Below are 16,578 nucleotides of genomic sequence, written 5' to 3' on the forward strand. Positions count from 1 at the left end.
CATCACCTCCGTGCCCGTCGGACGGGCGCAGAGTCCGTCGTGGCCTTGGCCCGTGTCCTGCGTTTGCGGGCAGGAGCCTCTTCGTCGTCTTCGTCTGACTTCGCGGTCCGCGACCTGCTGGCGGGCCGGGTGCTGCCGGTGTTCGAGACCCGGCGGCGCGGCGTGGGCCGCTTCCGCGGGGCCGGTTCCTCGTCGGCCTCGTCTTCGTCCGGCTCCTCGGACGTAGCCTCGTCCTCGTCCTGCTCCTCGTAGTCGTCGGCCTCGTCTTCCTCGCCGGCGTAGTCGTCCTCCGGCTGTTCATCGGCGCCGGCCTGCTCGTCGTCGTCCCGTGAACGCGTCCGCTTCTTGCGGTCGAATCTGCCCACCTTGGTGACATCACTGACGTTGTCCGGGAGATCGCTGACGGTGCCCGTGATCTCCTTGCCGCCCGATTGGAGCCGGTTGCTCAGCGAGTCGATGCGCTGGCTGGCAGCGGTGACCGCTGCGGCCTTCGCCGCCCCGAGCAGCTCACCCCGGACCGACTCGCCGAGTTTGGCGACCTCCGGGGAATTCGCGAGCATCTTTGTGCCGAGTGTGAGCAGCTCCCGCGGCCCGCCGCGAAAGCGCCCGGTCGTCCCGGCCCCGGCGAGCATCAGTGCCAGCTTCATCCGGCGGGTGCGGCCCAGCAGATAGCCCGCACCGATCGCGGCCGCCATCTGAGTCTTGTTGTTCATCATTGAACCCCTTCTACCGAGTAATCACCACGCACCTCTCGCCAACCTCGGCGATGTGTCGCAGGACCGTTTTCGGCGATGTGTCGCAAGACCGTGCGTGGTAGGGGTGCGCATTTTCGACTACCCCAACCCGGCGACGCTCAATCACCAGTACAAACACCACCCCGGTCGACCTCACGGACGCGCTGTTTCTCCGTCCACTTACCCGCACCGACTGCCCGAACCGAGACGCCCCCGCACGCAGAGACCTCTCGGAGATGTTGCCGTGCAACGAATCGAGCACTTTCACGGCGGTTCTGCGAGGGTTCGTCGAGCAACGGAAGATCGCTGGTGATCAATGGTTGCGCAATGCCGCGATGATTTTTTTCTTGTGGGACGTCGTATACCGCTGCCCGCCCGTCGATCAGATCAGCGTGCGGCGGCCCGCACCGCCGCGACGATCGCCATGACAAGGAGGGCCAGCAACAGGACCACGAGCAGTACCGGCCCGAGGAGGAGTCCGAGGATCAGTAGGAGAATCAGGGCTACCTTGGCCTTGCCGCTCAATCCGGACACCAGACCCTTGATCGCGGCCCACACAGGATTCTTACCTGTCAGGGCGGCCCGAACGCCCTCGAGTCCTGCTGTCATGCCCACCCCGCCGTGCGCGACCTCGTCGACGAGGGGGTTCATCCACTCCTCGATCTTCTGCTTAACCTTTTCCGTCACCCTGGCGCCGCGGTCTCGCACCGTCTCCTGGAGTCGGTGAAGGTGGGCTTTCAGCCATTCGATGGCGGCCTCGACCGACCGCGACACCCGGCTCCAGGTGGTGTCGGCAGGCCCGCCGCGTTCGGTGTCCTTCGCTGACGAGTCCGGTCGGCGTGCGCGATTCGGTGCGGTGGACCGCGGGTGCGCGGCCGTGCTGGATCCCTCACCTCGGGGATGTGTGCGAGCCGCCGGCTTCGCGGTGGTAGCACGCCCGGAGGGCGCGGCGCTGTCGGCTCGCCGCCGCCGGGGTGTGCCCGAGGATGATTCGCCGGTGACGTCCGTTCGCCTCGGCCGCGGCGTCGGTTCCGCCCGCCCCGGGTTGCTGCGCCGCGAGGTGGCTCCGGTCGATGTCGCGGCCGCCGGCCGCCTGCGCGGCAGCCGCCCCGTCGCGGTTGTGGCGGTCGCCGCGAACCTTTTCGCCGATGTCCGGGCCGTCGGCTTGGTTTTGGCGGTCGCAGTCGGGCTGGCACCGCCGGTGGTCTTGCCGCTGCCGACCGGGCCGCCACGGTGCGATGCGACCGATGTCCGGCCGCCCGTTCTCGCTCGTGCACCCATACACCAAAAATACACCCACGAGGTGCACCGACACGCCCTCGCCGCCGCTATTCGACGGCCTGTATAGGGTGGTGCCCGGTACCACGGGCTCCCGCAGCGTGGGTGCCTCCCTCGCCCACACGCTGTTCGGCTTTTCAGCTCAGGGGAGGGTTCCCAAACCCGACAGGTGTGTCCCCGTGCGAAAATCCGACGGAACAGGCCGTCGAGGAGCGTCAGCCGAAATTCGTTGTGGGAGCACTATCCCACTCCGCATCGGCCGCCGCCGTAGTCGTAGCACCGTGTCTGTTGCGCGGCGCCACTGTCGATTTCGGCATGGATCGGTGTGTTGGATGCGGGGGTGGCGGGTAAGCGGTCGTCATGAGCGATCCGGGTCGCGTACGGACTCTGGTTCACCTGAGACGGCCACCGCCCGCCTCCGACTCACCTCGCTCCGGGCGGATGATCACCCAGGATGAGGGGCCGTCGCCGATCGCGTCGTCCCGAAGAGCCGGGACGATGCCCTGGCCGGCATTTCTCCGCGGACAACAGTGAACGAGGCATCCGGGTCCGGGATTTTGATCCCATCCATGAGGGTGTGGTTTGCACCGCACAACATCGGGGCATTCGCGCCGGAGCGGACCGAAAGGTGTTCGAATCGAAGGAATATAGGAATGTGGTGAACGTGAATCTGCTCGAGCGAAGTGTGCGTCGGCTCGAACACGCTCACGCATTGGATCGCTCTTCCGGCGCGGTAGTGAATACGATCAACAATTGGCTGCCGCCGGGCCGGGTGAAGGATGCGTTGTCCGGCACCGATCTGGGGCACCCTCTGCATCCACTCCTGGTCACCGTTCCTATCGGCGCGTGGGTCAGCGCCGGCTTCCTCGATGCGCTCGGCGGCCGGGGGGGCGCGGCCGGCCGCGACGAAACTCGTGGGGCTGGGTGCTCTCGCCGCCGTGCCTGCCACTCTCACAGGCGCCTCGGACTGGACCGACACACTCGGCGCCGAACGCCGGATCGGCGCAGTCCACGCGGTCTCGAACTATGCAGCCATTGCCGCGTATCTGGCGTCGTGGACCGCCCGACGTCGGGGCCGTCACGGTGTCGGCATCGGTCTGTCGGCAGCGGGGGCAGGACTGCTCGGAGTCAGCGGCTGGCTCGGTGGCCATCTGTCGTATGCCGCCGGGGTCGGGGTCGACACCACCGCGTTCTCCACCCTCCCCTCGGACTGGACGGACGCGGCCCCGGAAACGGCCCTGACCGGGAAGGAAATGGTCGCCGTGCTGGTCGGTACCGTGTCGGTGCTGCTGGTGAACCGCTCAGGCACCGTCGTCGCGCTGAGCAACCGCTGCACCCACCGGGGCGCTCCACTAAACGACGGCTCCTTCCACGACGGGTGCATCGAATGCCCTTGGCACGGGAGCCGCTTCCGCGTCGCGGACGGTCAGGTACTGCGAGGTCCAGCGACCCGACCGCAGCAGGTGTATGAGACACGCGTCCGGGACGGACGAATCCAGGTCCGGCAGCAGGACGAGCAGCGGACGCTCCGCACCAACCCCGTTGCCAGCGGCAATGACTGACGGCACGGCAATCTGTCACGATCCGACGGGCACGCCGTGAATCAGGCCGGACCCGTGTTAGCGATGGCGGTCAGTGGGTAAATCGTTTGTGACCACGACTCAGCACTGGCGTGTGCACTGTGACCGGCGATGCGCACGTCACCCCGAACCAAGTAGGAGGTACTCATGTCGACTGATGCGATCGTGCTCCTGAAGAACGACCACAAGGAGATCCGGAAACTGTTCCGTGATTTCCGCGGTGCGGGATCAGGTGCGGAGGTGGAGAAGGGCCGCATCGTGAACAAGATCATCGAGGCTCTGACGGTACACACCTACATCGAGAACGAGGGCATGTACCCGAAGGTGCGTGAGCTCGCCCCGGACCTCGAGGACGACATCCTCGAATCATACGAAGAGCACCATGTCGCGGACGTGCTGGTCGTCGAGCTGGCAGCGATGAAGCCGGGGGACGAGCGCTTCGACGCGAAAACCACCGTGCTGATCGAGAACGTTGAACACCACATCGAAGAGGAAGAGCAGGAGTGGTTCCCGAAGGTGCGAGAAGAGCTGGGACGTAAGAAACTCCAGGAGATCGGTGAACGGCTGCTCGAATTGAAGGAGAAGGCGCCCACCTCTCCCGCACAGCCCTCCGCCCTGAGGAAGACGGTCGACGCGGTGATCAAATAGGGGCGATCGCGTGTTGGGCGGGGACCGTGAATCTGACCGGTCGGGCTGTGGGTGCGGCTCGGGCGGTGTTCGTCCAGGCACCGTTTCAGGCGTTCGCAGCGCTGCGGGGTGGTGTTCGGGTCTTCCATCCGCGTGGCATGGTCGCCGCCGGGCACATCGAATTCGACAACCCGTGGTGGACGCTGCCGACGGGAACACCGATCAACGTGATGGCGAGGCTGTCCGGGGGAGTGGGAACACCGAGGGGTGTGCCCGACGTGTTGGGGCTCGCTACAGCAGCCTGATGCCGTATTCGTCGAACGGGACGAACACCAGATGGGTCCTTGCCGTTCCCGTCGGCACACATCCGACGTCGACCTCGCTGGACGCGCTGCGCGACGCGATCACTCACGCGCCACTGACGTTTCGGCTCGAGCTGGTTTCGTTGACCGGTTCGCCCGTTCCCGCCGGGCAGGTGACGCTGACGCACGTGGAGGATCTGCCGGACGACGAGCAACCGACCTTCGACCCGGTACTCAACCGTTCACCGCGGTTGGCGCTGCGTCCCGAGTGGCTCGCCGGGGTGCGGGTCGGAGCATATCGGGGAAGTCGCCGCGGCCGCGGGGACCCGACCCTGTAGCCCCCCGTCTCCGAGTTTTCGGGGACCATCTGCGTGTGCTGGCGGCCGGCCCGGCAGTACACGCAGATTTTCGCAGGCGATGGTCGAGCAGATCACCACCCGATCGCCGGGAGTGAAGCCGCGCACGGCGGCCCTACGTCCTCGACGACGCCGACGCCCTCATGGCCGCCGATGGTTCCTTCCTTCATTCCAGGCATGTACCGTGCCACACGAGTGCATTTACCAGCGCTCCCTTTCGTCAGCGATTTCTGGACCCGGGTACCCGACGGCAACCGTTTGGTACGAAACAATCTGCGCCCGGATCGGTACCACCGAAACAGGAGTCAGCCCGCGCGCGGCCGGTGCAGGCTCCGACGTGAGTTGGAGGGCATCAGTGGTTGCACAGCGCTTTGATCAATTCACCTTTGCGCTTGGATGAATAGCCGGACAAACCAACCTCTTTCGCCTTCTTCTTCAACTCGTCAACGGTCCAGTCCTCGTACGATGACGACTTGCCGCCCTTACGGCCGGTACTGGACCGGCCACGATTGGCGGCCGAATTCGCGATCCGCGCCGCCTTCTCTTTCGACGCACCGTCCTTCCGTACTTCCTGGTACACCTTCTCGTCCTTGATCGATGACCGCGGCATGGTGCCCTCCTCGCTTCGATGCTGCTCACCGGGTACCCGAATCCGCCCGTTGTCGGTCGGTGTGCTCGATATCGGTTCCAGTTCGGCTCAACTGCAGATCGTGCATGCCGCCCCGGGAGCGCCGCCGCTTCCTGTCCATGGCGGTCAAGGCTGCGATTCTCGGTGAATCCGTCGGACGGGACCAGTTCCTGGACGCCGGTCTCGATCGGGTCTGTCGGGCGGTCACCCACACGTTGGATGCGGCGCATCGGTACGAAGTGGCGCAGCTTTACCCCTTCGTCGCGGCCGCTATCCGAGACGCCGCGAATCGGGACAGCGTGCTCGACCCCATCGAGCGGGAATGCGGTGTCCGACCGCCGACACGAGCGACGTCCAACGCACACAGCGCCTCCTGGACCGCTCCTACCGCGAGAGCAGCCGGATGACTGCGCGTTCGACGACAGCCCGCTCGGCTTCCTCGGAGCGCGAGCGCTGTGCGCGGGCGAGTGCGGATGCGATGGTGTGATCCGACTCGTACGCGGCGAGTACCCGCGGGTCCACATACGACGCGCAGTCGCTCTGCCATCGTGAGGACGCGCCCGAACTTCTCTTCGTCGCGTTCGTGGCGCCACTGGTCGTGGTAGAGGTACTGGCGTCGGCCGGCGGCGTCGACCCCGACAGCCTGGATGTGCCCGTTCGGGTGAGGGCTGATCCACACCCGTCGCCACGCCGGTGGGATGACGAGGGCCTCGATGCGTGCCCGGTGTGTTCGGATCGCTGTGCCGCAACCGCATTCGGTTCGCCTCTCGCGGCGGATGGCGCCGAACGGCGTGCGCCCGCACCGCCGTCGGGTGTCAGCTCGCGTCTACACACCGGCGGCAGTTGGGGGTTCCATCGACCCTAAGATCGGGTACTTCCTGAGCATGGACACCGCAGATGGTCGGGACGACGCCGCATGGAACCGCAGGGTCCGCGACGAAACCGAAACCCAGCGACTCGACCGCAACTGGAGCAACCTGCTGCAGGAACTGCGCGTGGTGCAGACGGGTGTCCAGCTCCTGACCGGATTCCTGCTGACCCTGCCGTTCCAGCAGCGTTTCGAGGAACTGTCGGACGCGCAGGAGGTGATCTATCTCGTGACCGTCGCCCTCTCCGTCACCGCGACGATGATGCTGGTCGCGCTGGTCGGCATACACCGGCTGCTGTTCCGGCAGCATGCCCTTCCCACGCTCGTCGCGACCGGACAGCGACTGGCGATCTGCGGCATCGCCGCGCTGGGTTTCGCCCTCGTCGGCGTGGTTCTGCTGATCTTCAGCTTCGTGGTCAACTTGCCCACCGGGATCATCGCGGCCGCAGTGGCAATGCTGATGTTCTTCAGTTTCTGGATCCTGCCCTCGCTGCCGAACCGGACATGAGTGGCGGTCGCAAAATCACCGGCACCGGCGGCGCGAGCGAACGATCGCCGGAACAACCCGGCACCGTATGAGGCGGGTGGGTTGTGGGTCCCCGGCGCCGGGCACTCTCCAGTATGGGATCGAACGCACGCCGCCCCACCAGCTCTTCGGCCGCAGCTCTCGGCGGTCGGCTGGTGCAATTGGTTGGCGACCGTGACGCGGCCCGAGTCTCGTGCGAGATATCCCGGCTGTGCGCCGAGCCGCACCCCGTCGGAGGCCGGCCGGTATACGGCGATGTGCTCGCGTGGGTCGTCGATGCGATTGTCGGCGTGGTGAGCGCGCGCCTGGGCGCCGCGGGTCCAGGGGAGAGATTCATCCTCGACCTCCGCTTCACGGACGGGCGGTACGTCGACGTCGACGCCTTGCCGGCATCGGCGCGTTGGGTGCTGCGGACGGTGTCGGCGTTCCTCGCCGAGGATGTCGCGGAGGGGGAGCGGTCGCTCACCGCCGCCGAACAGCAATTCGACCTCACCATGCGAGCGGAGACCCTGGCCGACGCGATCATCTGGCTCGACTTCGTTCTCGATGTCGACCTTCCCGACCCGCCCGACGTCACCACCGCATAGGGAGGGTCCCTTTGTCGGGAGGCGGAGCTTGGTGCTGCGGATGTCTCGGACCGAGGTTCCGCAGGGCGAACTCCCAACGCGAGGGACCGCCGATCAGTCCTGTGCCCCCGACTGTTCGTCGGAGTGCTCGTGCGCGGTCAGGAGTAGGTGGTCGAACCGGGCGCGAAACGACTCGGGGAGGATCGCCTCTCCGGCGAGGGCGTCGACGAAGCGCTCGGCGAGGATGCGGAGCTTGGTGTTGGTCTGCTGTGAGCGCCAGGTGAGGATGCCGAAGGCCCGTTCCGAGGTGATGCCGTAAACGAGCATGAGTGCACCCTTCGCCTGCTCGATCACCGCCCGCGATTGTTCGAGTCCGGCGACCGCCTCGGTGAGCGCCGCGTTGAATTCGCGGAGGTCGGTCTCCAATGATTCGGTGACGTCGATGTAATACCCGGATGTGCCGATGACCTTGTCGTTCTCGTCGAACATTCGATCGCCGACCACGATGACGTGGTGGATACGGCGGTCGGTGTCGATGATGCGGTGCTTGCTGCTGAACGGCTCACCGGCGTGGATCATCTTGTCGAAGAGTGCAGCGACCTGCGCTTGATCGTCGGGATGTTTGTGGGACAGCAGAAGCTCGGTGGTGGGGGTGATTTCGCCCGGTTGGTAGCCGTGCATGCGGGCGACGGGATCCGACCATTCCCAGCGCTCGCCGTCGAGGTAGAACCGGAAACTTCCGCCCTGTGGGGGTGCGTTCGAGCCGAGGAGCTCATCACTGTCCACAGCTACACCCACTGCCCTCTTTGCTCGAGCACCCTCGTCTCGATGCCATTGCCACAGTATGCCGAGCACTCACATCGCAATGCGTAGAAATAGTCGATAACAGCGGACAACGGCCAGAGGACCGTTGCGTCCGGCGAGGATCAGCGGCTGCGGATGTGCACGGTCAGCAGCAGGGATGCGCCGGTGGTCGGACATACCGACGTCCAGCTGACAGTGGCCGCGCAGCCAGTCGGCGCACTGGTATCCGGTCGCGCCGGTCTCGCTCACGTCGATCAGGATCTGCAGGCGGTCCAGGTCGTGGGAAGCCTCCTTGCCCAGCAGGCGGTTTGGGCTGGTGGTCATCAGCAGATCCGCGCACGCGGACAGGTGGGCACCGTCTACGAGATCACCTTGGACATGAAACACCGATCCCTGCTCGAACCCGGCACCCATCTTGTGGACACTGACGACGCAGACGTCCGCGCCCGCGTCCATCGCCCAGGTCGGCAGGTCGTCGTGGAAGGGCAGATGCGCTCCCCACGCCTCGTCGATGATCAGGGGTTTGCCCCGCTCGTGACACACGCCGGCGATCGCGGCGATGTCGGCGCAGGTGCCGTAGGGGGCTGGGACTGACGACGATGGCGCCGGCGGCATCGGGGTGTTGCTCCCAGGCGGTGCGCACCTGCTCCGGGGACGGCGGGTGGGAGAAATGCATCTCTTCGTCCCACCGAGGGGTGATCCACCGCGGCGTGACCCTGCTGAAGATCAGGCCGGCGACGATCGATTTGTGCGAATCGCGGCCGACGAGCAGGCCGCCCGGGTGGTTACCGGCCACGGCCATCATCGCTGTTTTCACCGACAGTGAGCTTCCGCAGGTGGAGAAGAACGCCTGATCGGCCCCCACCGCTTCGGCCATGAGGTCTTCGGCGTCGGCGAGATTGCGGTTGCTCGAGGTGCGGTCGTCCAAACCGGAGGAGGCGAGTACGTCGGAACGGAATGGGTCGATCCCGAGCACCTCTGTGACGCGTCCGTCGGCGCCGCGGCCCAGCCGGTGCCCGGGTGGGGTGTGGTCTGTACGGACGTGCGAGCACTCGACGAGTGGATGCCCGCGTACCAGCCGCTGAGGCGGCACGTGCATCTATTGGATCAGTGCACGGAATCCACACCGGCCCGGTGTACGAACTCGGGTAACGCCGGTCTCACGAGCGACGCTGCGGGAACGAAGCTTTCCGCAGCGTCGCCTGGTCAACGCGTCACTTCCCGCCGACGATGCCGCTGTCGAGGAGTTTGGTGATGTCGGAGTCGGAGCTGCCGAGGAGGTCCCGGAGCACGCTGCCGGTGTCGTCGCCGACCGCGGAGGCGGGTGCCACCGTGGCGTGGTGGCCGTCGAACGACGCGGGGTGCCCGGCGGCGAGGTAGGTGCCGATCCGCGGCTGGTCGAGGGGAGTGAACATCGGGTTCTTCTCGAGTTCACCGGATTTCACGACTTCCTCGAAGGTGCGGTAACGCTCGGCGAGCACGGACGTCTTCGAGAGCGCCTCGGCCACTTCGGCCGCGGTGTGTTCGCGGAACCAGCGGGCGAACAGGGCGGTGAGGACGTCGCGGTGGGTGAAGCGATCGGTGTCGCGCGCGAAGTCCGCGTCGAGTGCGGTGGCGAGTGCCTCCACGGCGGCGGTGGTTCCGGTGACGGCGACCAGGTCACGGAAGTGCCGGGGGGTGAGGGCGACGATCATGAATCGGGCGCCGTCGCTGGTGGTGAAATCCGTTCCGTACGTGCCGTAGACGGAGTTTCCGGTCGCCGGCCTGCCGGTGCCGTTGATCTGGACTTCGGTGAGGTAGCCGAGCGTGCCTGCGGTGGCCAGCGCGACGTCCTCGAGCGGCAGGCGGATGTGGGTGCCCTCGCCGGTGGCGTCGCGGTGCCGGACGGCGGCGGCGACGGCCAGCGCGGCGTACAGCCCGCACACCACGTCCCACGCGGGGAGAACGTGGTTGACGACGCCGGCATGATCGGTGGGCCCGGTGATGGACGGGAAGCCGAGCCCCGCATTGACGGTGTAGTCGACGGCGGGGGAACCGTCGGTGCCACCGAGGACTTCGAGGGTGATGAGGTCGGAGCGCAGGGCGCTGAGCGCGTCGTGGGCGAGCCAGTCACGACCGCCGGCGTTGGTGACGAGGATTCCGCCACCCGCACCGGGGGCCGCGACCAGTTGCTGTACGAGCTGCTGCCCCTCGGGACTGCGCATGTCGACGGAGACGGACCGCTTGCCGCGGTTGAGGCCGGTCCAGTAGATGCTCTCGCCGTCACTCGTGACCGGCCAGCGTTTGTAGCAGGCGGAGCCGCCGATGGGGTCGATCCGGATCACTTCGGCCCCCAGCTGAGACAGCGTCAGCCCGCACAGGGGCGACGCGACGAAGCTGGAGACCTCGACGATCCGAAGTCCGGCGAGGGGAGTGTGGGCAGTCACGAGAGAAGCTCCTTGAGGGTGGAGGTCAGGCCATGAGGGCGGTGAAGCGCCAGTCGAGGACGGGAATGTCGGACGCTGCGGCGTTGTGCGCGAACACGAGTGAGCGCAGATGCAGTACGCCGCCACCGCCGGGCAACGCCTCGGCGCTCTCGATCTCGAGTTCGCTGGTGAGGGTGTCGCCCTCGTGGACGGGACCGGTGTGGTCGCAGGACTTCCAGCCCAGGACCGTGACGAGGTTGGGCAGGGCGCGCGTGGCCTGCCCGAGTGCGATGCCGATGGTGTGCCCGCCGTAGACGAGCCGTCCGTCGGCGCCGACCCGTTCGTCGTGATGGGTGGCCGCGATGTTGAGGGTGAGGCGCGCCAGCTCGGGGGCGCTCGAGACCACGTCGCCGCTGCTCCGCAGGACGGTGCCGGCGAGGTCGGCCGAGAAGTGCTGTCCGGGAACCTTGTCGCGGTAGCGGGCGAGGTCCCAGGCCTCGGGTGCGGCGAAGGACTGCTCGGTCTGCGGACCGATCGCGGACAGGTCGTCGGACTTGCGGACGCGGTCCTCGTCGGGGTTCTCGCTCAGCGGGAGCATCGCGCAGCGGTAGAAGTCGAGGACGGTGCGGCCGTCCTGGTCGGTGGACGTCATCCGGAGTGCCGCCAGCCCGGTGGGTTTGCGTCCGGGTTTCGCCGAATTCTCGCGCAGGCCCACTACTTCGGTGCGGGTGTACAGGGTGTCGCCGAGATGGGGGAAGTGGTGGAAGCGGAGGCCGCGGTAGAACAGGTTGGCCTTCACGTGGTGCGTGGCGAGCGTGGACTGTCCGATGGCGACGTCGCAGACGAGGCCGGGATTCGCCACGGCGTCGCCGGATCCGGTGACGGCCCGGGACAGGTGCGCGTCGAGGGGCAGCCGCAGGCGGTCGCCGAGGATGGCTTGATGGGCGGCGGCGAGGCCGCTGGTCAGGGTGACGGCGGGGGCGGTGTCGAACACCTGCCCCACCTCGAGTTCGTCGAAGTACGGTCCACCGACGTACGTCTGCGTGATCGTCACTGTGCACCTACCTGGGCGAGGACGCGTCGTGCGGCCACCGCGACGGCCTCGTCGAGCATCTGCCCGTCGAGTTGCGCCGCCCCGCTGCCCGCGGCCTCGGCGGCGGCGAGTGCGTCGATCACGCGGCGCGCGTCCTCGACTGCGGTGTCGGTGGGGGTGAAGGCCGAAGCGGCCGACTCGACCTGTGCGGGATGGATGACCCATTTCCCGTCGAACCCGAGCGCGCTGGTCCAGGCGGCCGAGTGACGGAAGGCGTCGTCGTCGGCGATACCGAGGAACGGGCCGTCGATCGCCTGGATGCCGGCGGCGCGGGCGGCGACGAGGACGCCGTCCTGGATCGCGAGCCAGTGCTCGGGGAGGGCGGAGCGGAACCGGCCGAGGGCAGCCCCGAGGTCGGCGTAGCCGATGACGACGGACTCGAGCCGGGCGACGGCGCGGGTGATGTCGCCGATGTTCTGGACCCCGACCGGAGTCTCGACGAGAGCTTGCAACCCGATGTCCGTGCCGGCGAGCGCTTGATCGGCGCGAGCGAGATCCTGCGCTGTCTCAGTCTTGGGAACCACGATGCTCGTGAGCGCGTCGCCGAGGGAAGCGCACAGGGCGAGGTCGTCCTCGGCCCACGGTGTGGTCAGCGCATTGATGCGGACCGAGACGGCCCGGGAGCCGTCGGACTCGCGCACGAGCCGGCGCACGAGGTCGCGGGCGTCGGCCTTCCTGGCCGCGGCGACGGCGTCCTCGAGGTCGAGGACCACCTCGTCGGCAGTCGACCGGAGCGCCTTGACGGCCTTGCGCTCGTCGGATCCGGGGGCTACCAGAACGGCGCGCCTGCGGGTGAGGTTCTGCACGATGCTTCATTCCTAGGGTCCGGGAGCCCGGGTCGGGCTGATATGTACGGCCAGCCCGGTAGGGCTGCGCTGCTGATGCTGGCAGCGGTGCAGCCGTCATGTCAAGACCGATCGTTGACTTTAGGCAGACATTGTCGGATTATGGCCGTACAAATGTTGTGGAAAGCGTGAGGTGGATTCATGGGCAAGCTGAACGAGGAAGAGGCGTACCTGGTCGAGACGGTGCGCGCCTTCATCGACCGCGACGTGAAGCCGACGGTGCAGGCGGTGGAACACGCCAACGAGTACCCCGAGAAGTGGATCGAGCAGATGAAGCAGATCGGGATCTACGGTCTGGCGGTCCCGGAGGAGTACGGCGGATCGCCGGTGTCGATGCCCTGCTACGCACAGGTCACCCAGGAACTGGCCCGTGGGTGGATGAGCCTGGCCGGGGCGATGGGCGGGCACACCGTCGTCGCGAAGCTGCTGTCGCTGTACGGCACCGAGGAGCAGAAGCAGCAGTACCTGCCGAAGATGGCGACCGGCGAGATCCGGGCCACCATGGCGCTGACCGAGCCCGGTGGCGGGTCGGATCTGCAGGCCATGTCGACCAACGCCAAGACCGACGGCGACGACCTGGTGATCACCGGCTCGAAGACGTGGATCTCCAACGCCCGCCGGTCCGGCCTGATCGCGCTGCTGTGCAAGACCGATCCGAGCGCGACCCCCAAGCACAAGGGCATCTCGATCGTCCTGGTCGAACACGGTCCCGGCCTGACGGTGTCGCGGGATCTGCCCAAGCTCGGCTACAAGGGCGTCGAGACGTGTGAGCTGTCGTTCGACAACTACCGCGTCCCGGCCTCGGCGATCCTCGGCGGCAACCCGGGCAAGGGTTTCGGTCAGATGATGAAGGGCCTCGAGACCGGGCGCATCCAGGTCGCCTGCCGGGCGCTGGGTGTGGCCACGGCGGCGCTCGAGGATTCCCTCGCCTACGCGCAGCAGCGGGAGAGCTTCGGCAAGCCGATCTGGAAGCACCAGTCGATCGGCAACTACCTGGCCGACATGGCGACCAAGCTGACCGCGGCGCGGCAGCTGACCTGGCACGCGGCCGAGCAGTACGACAGCGGCGACCGGTGCGACATGGAGGCCGGCATGGCCAAGCTGTACGCCTCCGAGGTCGCCATGGACATCGCCCTGAACGCGGTGCGGATCCACGGCGGCTACGGCTATTCCACCGAGTACGACGTCGAACGGTACTTCCGGGACGCCCCGCTGATGATCGTCGGCGAGGGCACCAACGAGATCCAGCGCAACGTCATCGTCTCGCAACTCGTGTCGCGGGGCGGTCTGTAGTCCGGCAACCTGCACGTAGGATCGGTGCCCGATGAACGGTAGGGAACGAGAACGAGAGACGGAGCCGGCGTACCAGCTGGTGTCGAAGCAGCTCCGTGAGCACATAGCCGCGGGCAAGTACCGCGGCGGCCTCAAGCTCCCCACCGAATTCGAGCTCGCGGAACAGCACGGCGTGAGCCGGCAGACCGTACGACGCGCATTCCAGGACCTGGTAGCCGAGGGCATCGTCTACCGGGTCCCGGGACGCGGGACGTTCGCAGCGGAATCCGACGGCCGATACCTGCGTCAGCTGGGGTCGATCGAGGATCTGATGAATCTGTCCACCGACACCACCATGGAGGTGGTCTCACCCCTGCGCCGCCGGGTCGACATCGAGGCCGCGAGCAGGCTCCGCCTCGACACCGACCTCGTCCACACGGTCGTGTTCCGGCGTCGCCACGACGACACACCGTTCGTGCTGACCACCGTGTACCTTCCCGACGAGATCGCCCGCCTCGTCGTCGACGCACCCGAGATGTCCGCGGGCGCCGTCAGTTCGTACACGATCATCGGTCTGCTGGAGCCGCACCTGCGGAGCCCCATCGTCGAGGCGGCGCAATCGATCACCGTCGCGCCCGCCCCCGGTGACGTGGCCCGGGAACTCGGCTGCCCCGAGGGTCATTCGATGCTGCGGGTGGACCGCCTGTATTCCGATTCGGAGGGGCGGACCGTCGAGCTGGCGGTCAGCTACTTCCTGCCCGAGCACTACACCTATCGCGTGACCCTGCGGCGCGGCGGACGCTGACCGTCCGCGTCCTCGTCGCCTGAATCTGGCTAGGCCAGCAGGTTTTCGCGCGCCCAGGCCGTCAGGGCGTTCAGGGACGGCAACAGCGCCCGGCCCGCCGGGGTGAGCTCGTACGCGACCGAGACCGGTGGGCCCTCCTCCACCGAGCGCAGGACGAGTCCGGCCGAGGCCAGTTCGGCGAGCCGGTCGGACAGCACCGAATCGCTGATACCGCCCACTCCGCGGCGTAGCTCGGAGAACGTGGACGGTCCCTCCATCAGCACGCCCAGGATCACGCCGTTCCAGCGCTTGCCGAGAAACGTGAAGGCGCGTGCGAGTGCCGCGTCGCAGGCACGGGGTTCGTGCGTCACTTCGCCTTCGTCAGCCACCCCTCCACCCTAGCAATGGTGCTAGCATCGGCCCTGCAACTAGTATTTTAGAAGTAACAAGCAGAAAGGGAGTCGATGAGCCACGCAATCGATACAGGTAGAGGGCTCGACGAGGCGGCACGGGCGCTGCTCTACACGGAGGCGCGCACCGCCAACAGCTTCGCTCCGACGCCGGTGAGCGACGAAAAGCTCGCGCAGATCTGGGAGCTCGCGCGCTGGGCGCCCACGGCGGCCAACACGCAGCCGCTTCGGGTCCTGTTCGTGCGCACCGACGAGGGCCGCGCCCGTCTGGTCGAGCACATGAACGAGGGAAACAAGGCGAAGACCGCATCGGCGCCTGCCGTCGCCGTCCTCGCGGTCGACCCACGTTTCCACGACCACATCCCAGCACTGCTGCCGTTCCGTCCGGAACTCCGCGACGTGTTCGAGGCGAACGAACCGATGCGCAAGAAGACCGGGGACTTCAACGCCGCCCTCCAGGCCGGCTACTTCATCCTCGCCGTGCGGTCGCTGGGTCTGGCGGCCGGACCGATGGCCGGCTTCGACGCCGACGGGATCGACAAGGAGTTCTTCCCCGACGGACAGTGGCATTCGACCCTCGTGGTCAACATCGGCCACCCGGGCGAGAACCCCTGGTTCGACCGGCTGCCCAGGCTCGACCCGGAGGAATCCGTCTCCTGGGCTTGACGATCCGCGTCTACATGTCGTCGGGAGCGGTGCCCGGCCCCCAGCTTCCGAATTGCTCCACCACGTCCCACAGGGGGTCGGTGGGACCGAGTCGTACGTGCACTCGGTCGGCCGGGGGTCGGGCACGAACGCCCACAGGAGCGCCCCCGCCGCGCCTGCGTCCCGCGGCCCCCGGATCTCGGCGGCGATGTGCGTCGCCCGGTCCGTCAGGGTGGCACCGGTCCGGCGAGTTCGCCGATCTCACCGACCAGGAGCGGTTTGCCCAGTGCCGCAGCCTGTTCGAGACCCCGGGCGAGCCCGTTCCACTGATCGCCGGGCAGCGGAACGCCGTCGGCGCCGTAGTCGTGGTACTGCACGACGCCGACATACGGTGACGCCGAAACGAACTGGTACTCGTCGCCCGGGGTTCCGCACTGGCCACCACCGGTCAATCCCGCGGTGATCAGGGTTCGCGGATCACGTGCATGCACCTCGGCGCCCGCGGCGTCGACGAAATCGCGCAGCACCTGCGCCGCGGCGAACAAGGCGTCCATCGGCCCGAAGTCCAGCTGTCCGGTGAACCGGTTGATCGCCAGCGCCTGGAAGAGGTCGAACCCCGTCGAGCGCGAACCCGTCGGACGGGGCCGTGACCCGGGCCCCCGGCACCGGAGCTGCAGCCGACACGGAGCCACCCCCAGCGTCGTCGGTGCGACGGTCGCGATCACCGCGGCGAGCGTCGTGATGCGTCGAACCGATCATGGATGAATAGTAGAGACCGGTCGGTACGAATAGAGGTCCGAAAGGCACCCCGAGCGACCGTCCAGTCCCCCTGCCAGGGGACGACGCCTCGAACTT

At 67.3% G+C, this 16,578-nt stretch carries 20 protein-coding genes and 2 pseudogenes; 11 read left to right on the forward strand and 11 right to left on the reverse strand.

What is annotated here, in order from left to right:
- Positions 1 to 2: 2 nt before the first annotated feature.
- Positions 3 to 713: a hypothetical protein gene (locus ACFWAY_RS07600; RefSeq protein ID WP_378510335.1), complete on the reverse strand. Its 711-nt coding sequence runs from the start codon at positions 711 to 713 to the stop codon at positions 3 to 5.
- A gap of 408 nt (positions 714 to 1,121) precedes the next feature.
- The gene (locus tag ACFWAY_RS07605; RefSeq protein ID WP_378510336.1) at positions 1,122 to 1,421 is read right to left on the reverse strand and encodes a hypothetical protein; all 300 of its coding nucleotides are present in this window, start codon (positions 1,419 to 1,421) and stop codon (positions 1,122 to 1,124) included.
- Positions 1,422 to 1,482: 61 nt separating this feature from the next.
- Here ACFWAY_RS07605 and ACFWAY_RS07610 point away from each other — a divergent pair, with 61 nt between their 5' ends.
- The 5 genes from ACFWAY_RS07610 (at position 1,483) to ACFWAY_RS07630 (ending at position 4,859) form a co-directional block, all read left to right on the forward strand.
- Positions 1,483 to 2,082 (forward strand): hypothetical protein, encoded by a 600-nt coding sequence (locus tag ACFWAY_RS07610; protein ID WP_378510337.1) that lies wholly within the window; start codon positions 1,483 to 1,485, stop codon positions 2,080 to 2,082.
- An 868-nt stretch (positions 2,083 to 2,950) separates the two neighbouring features.
- Complete coding sequence (locus ACFWAY_RS07615) at positions 2,951 to 3,574, forward strand: Rieske 2Fe-2S domain-containing protein (protein WP_378510338.1); 624 nt, start codon at positions 2,951 to 2,953, stop codon at positions 3,572 to 3,574.
- Positions 3,575 to 3,739: 165 nt separating this feature from the next.
- Positions 3,740 to 4,240, forward strand: coding sequence for a hemerythrin domain-containing protein (locus tag ACFWAY_RS07620; protein WP_378510339.1), 501 nt, complete (start codon positions 3,740 to 3,742; stop codon positions 4,238 to 4,240).
- A gap of 26 nt (positions 4,241 to 4,266) precedes the next feature.
- Entirely contained in the window at positions 4,267 to 4,524 is a 258-nt protein-coding gene (locus ACFWAY_RS07625; protein WP_378453759.1) for a hypothetical protein, read from the forward strand.
- A complete protein-coding gene (locus ACFWAY_RS07630; RefSeq protein WP_378453760.1) occupies positions 4,524 to 4,859 on the forward strand; it encodes a hypothetical protein in 336 nt (111 codons plus the stop codon). The genes ACFWAY_RS07625 and ACFWAY_RS07630 overlap by 1 nt, the downstream gene beginning before the upstream one ends.
- 370 nt (positions 4,860 to 5,229) lie before the next feature.
- On the opposite strand, the gene ACFWAY_RS07635 is transcribed toward ACFWAY_RS07630, so the two are convergent.
- Positions 5,230 to 5,487 carry a Rho termination factor N-terminal domain-containing protein gene (locus tag ACFWAY_RS07635; RefSeq protein ID WP_378453761.1) on the reverse strand — a complete coding sequence of 86 codons (258 nt, stop codon included), beginning with the start codon at positions 5,485 to 5,487 and terminating at the stop codon, positions 5,230 to 5,232.
- Between the two features lie 104 nt (positions 5,488 to 5,591).
- Between ACFWAY_RS07635 and ACFWAY_RS07640 the strand changes: the two genes are divergently transcribed.
- The gene (locus ACFWAY_RS07640) at positions 5,592 to 5,912 is read left to right on the forward strand and encodes a hypothetical protein (RefSeq protein ID WP_378453762.1); all 321 of its coding nucleotides are present in this window, start codon (positions 5,592 to 5,594) and stop codon (positions 5,910 to 5,912) included.
- Positions 5,913 to 6,051: 139 nt separating this feature from the next.
- On the opposite strand, the pseudogene ACFWAY_RS07645 reads toward ACFWAY_RS07640, so the two are convergent.
- Positions 6,052 to 6,283, reverse strand: a pseudogene (locus tag ACFWAY_RS07645) (hypothetical protein); the annotation flags it as partial.
- A gap of 106 nt (positions 6,284 to 6,389) precedes the next feature.
- On the opposite strand from ACFWAY_RS07645, the gene ACFWAY_RS07650 reads away from it, so the two are divergent.
- Complete coding sequence (locus tag ACFWAY_RS07650) at positions 6,390 to 6,881, forward strand: DUF6328 family protein (protein ID WP_378510340.1); 492 nt, start codon at positions 6,390 to 6,392, stop codon at positions 6,879 to 6,881.
- A gap of 113 nt (positions 6,882 to 6,994) precedes the next feature.
- Positions 6,995 to 7,486, forward strand: a complete 492-nt coding sequence (locus ACFWAY_RS07655; RefSeq protein WP_378510341.1) for a hypothetical protein — start codon at positions 6,995 to 6,997, stop codon at positions 7,484 to 7,486.
- A 93-nt stretch (positions 7,487 to 7,579) separates the two neighbouring features.
- Here the strand turns inward: ACFWAY_RS07655 and ACFWAY_RS07660 are convergent, their stop codons facing one another.
- From ACFWAY_RS07660 to ACFWAY_RS07680, 5 genes and pseudogenes are all read right to left on the reverse strand, one after another.
- The gene (locus ACFWAY_RS07660; protein WP_378453765.1) at positions 7,580 to 8,263 is read right to left on the reverse strand and encodes a PAS and ANTAR domain-containing protein; all 684 of its coding nucleotides are present in this window, start codon (positions 8,261 to 8,263) and stop codon (positions 7,580 to 7,582) included.
- A gap of 156 nt (positions 8,264 to 8,419) precedes the next feature.
- Positions 8,420 to 9,368 (reverse strand): annotated as a pseudogene (locus ACFWAY_RS07665) (aminotransferase class I/II-fold pyridoxal phosphate-dependent enzyme); the annotation flags it as partial.
- A 115-nt stretch (positions 9,369 to 9,483) separates the two neighbouring features.
- Positions 9,484 to 10,695, reverse strand: a complete 1,212-nt coding sequence (locus tag ACFWAY_RS07670) for a CoA transferase (RefSeq protein WP_378510342.1) — start codon at positions 10,693 to 10,695, stop codon at positions 9,484 to 9,486.
- A gap of 25 nt (positions 10,696 to 10,720) precedes the next feature.
- A complete protein-coding gene (locus tag ACFWAY_RS07675) occupies positions 10,721 to 11,728 on the reverse strand; it encodes a MaoC family dehydratase (protein WP_378510343.1) in 1,008 nt (335 codons plus the stop codon).
- Complete coding sequence (locus ACFWAY_RS07680; RefSeq protein WP_378453768.1) at positions 11,725 to 12,573, reverse strand: HpcH/HpaI aldolase/citrate lyase family protein; 849 nt, start codon at positions 12,571 to 12,573, stop codon at positions 11,725 to 11,727. The genes ACFWAY_RS07675 and ACFWAY_RS07680 overlap by 4 nt, the downstream gene beginning before the upstream one ends.
- A gap of 180 nt (positions 12,574 to 12,753) precedes the next feature.
- Here ACFWAY_RS07680 and ACFWAY_RS07685 point away from each other — a divergent pair, with 180 nt between their 5' ends.
- Positions 12,754 to 13,905: an acyl-CoA dehydrogenase family protein gene (locus ACFWAY_RS07685; protein ID WP_378453769.1), complete on the forward strand. Its 1,152-nt coding sequence runs from the start codon at positions 12,754 to 12,756 to the stop codon at positions 13,903 to 13,905.
- A gap of 31 nt (positions 13,906 to 13,936) precedes the next feature.
- Positions 13,937 to 14,689 (forward strand): GntR family transcriptional regulator, encoded by a 753-nt coding sequence (locus tag ACFWAY_RS07690; protein WP_378453770.1) that lies wholly within the window; start codon positions 13,937 to 13,939, stop codon positions 14,687 to 14,689.
- Between the two features lie 29 nt (positions 14,690 to 14,718).
- Here the strand turns inward: ACFWAY_RS07690 and ACFWAY_RS07695 are convergent, their stop codons facing one another.
- Positions 14,719 to 15,057 (reverse strand): winged helix-turn-helix transcriptional regulator, encoded by a 339-nt coding sequence (locus ACFWAY_RS07695; RefSeq protein WP_378453771.1) that lies wholly within the window; start codon positions 15,055 to 15,057, stop codon positions 14,719 to 14,721.
- Positions 15,058 to 15,132: 75 nt separating this feature from the next.
- Here ACFWAY_RS07695 and ACFWAY_RS07700 point away from each other — a divergent pair, with 75 nt between their 5' ends.
- Positions 15,133 to 15,744 carry a malonic semialdehyde reductase gene (locus ACFWAY_RS07700; protein ID WP_378510344.1) on the forward strand — a complete coding sequence of 204 codons (612 nt, stop codon included), beginning with the start codon at positions 15,133 to 15,135 and terminating at the stop codon, positions 15,742 to 15,744.
- 206 nt (positions 15,745 to 15,950) lie between these two features.
- On the opposite strand, the gene ACFWAY_RS07705 is transcribed toward ACFWAY_RS07700, so the two are convergent.
- Positions 15,951 to 16,448, reverse strand: coding sequence for a hypothetical protein (locus ACFWAY_RS07705; RefSeq protein ID WP_378453773.1), 498 nt, complete (start codon positions 16,446 to 16,448; stop codon positions 15,951 to 15,953).
- Positions 16,449 to 16,578 lie beyond the last annotated feature (130 nt).

Source organism: Rhodococcus sp. NPDC059968 (genome assembly GCF_042738615.1).
In the GTDB taxonomy this organism is placed as follows: Bacteria; Actinomycetota; Actinomycetes; order Mycobacteriales; family Mycobacteriaceae; genus Rhodococcus_F.

Excerpts from the sequence above, each read along its gene's own strand:
- ACFWAY_RS07635 (WP_378453761.1), bottom strand. The coding sequence starts at position 5,487 with ATGCCGCGGTCATCGATCAAGGACGAGAAGGTGTACCAGGAAGTACGG.
- ACFWAY_RS07610 (WP_378510337.1), top strand. The coding sequence starts at position 1,483 with ATGGCGGCCTCGACCGACCGCGACACCCGGCTCCAGGTGGTGTCGGCA.
- ACFWAY_RS07700 (WP_378510344.1), top strand. The coding sequence starts at position 15,133 with ATGAGCCACGCAATCGATACAGGTAGAGGGCTCGACGAGGCGGCACGG.
- ACFWAY_RS07640 (WP_378453762.1), top strand. The coding sequence starts at position 5,592 with ATGCCGCCCCGGGAGCGCCGCCGCTTCCTGTCCATGGCGGTCAAGGCT.
- ACFWAY_RS07685 (WP_378453769.1), top strand. The coding sequence starts at position 12,754 with ATGGGCAAGCTGAACGAGGAAGAGGCGTACCTGGTCGAGACGGTGCGC.
- ACFWAY_RS07620 (WP_378510339.1), top strand. The coding sequence starts at position 3,740 with ATGTCGACTGATGCGATCGTGCTCCTGAAGAACGACCACAAGGAGATC.
- ACFWAY_RS07650 (WP_378510340.1), top strand. The coding sequence starts at position 6,390 with ATGGACACCGCAGATGGTCGGGACGACGCCGCATGGAACCGCAGGGTC.
- ACFWAY_RS07690 (WP_378453770.1), top strand. The coding sequence starts at position 13,937 with ATGAACGGTAGGGAACGAGAACGAGAGACGGAGCCGGCGTACCAGCTG.
- ACFWAY_RS07630 (WP_378453760.1), top strand. The coding sequence starts at position 4,524 with ATGCCGTATTCGTCGAACGGGACGAACACCAGATGGGTCCTTGCCGTT.
- ACFWAY_RS07600 (WP_378510335.1), bottom strand. The coding sequence starts at position 713 with ATGAACAACAAGACTCAGATGGCGGCCGCGATCGGTGCGGGCTATCTG.
- ACFWAY_RS07655 (WP_378510341.1), top strand. The coding sequence starts at position 6,995 with ATGGGATCGAACGCACGCCGCCCCACCAGCTCTTCGGCCGCAGCTCTC.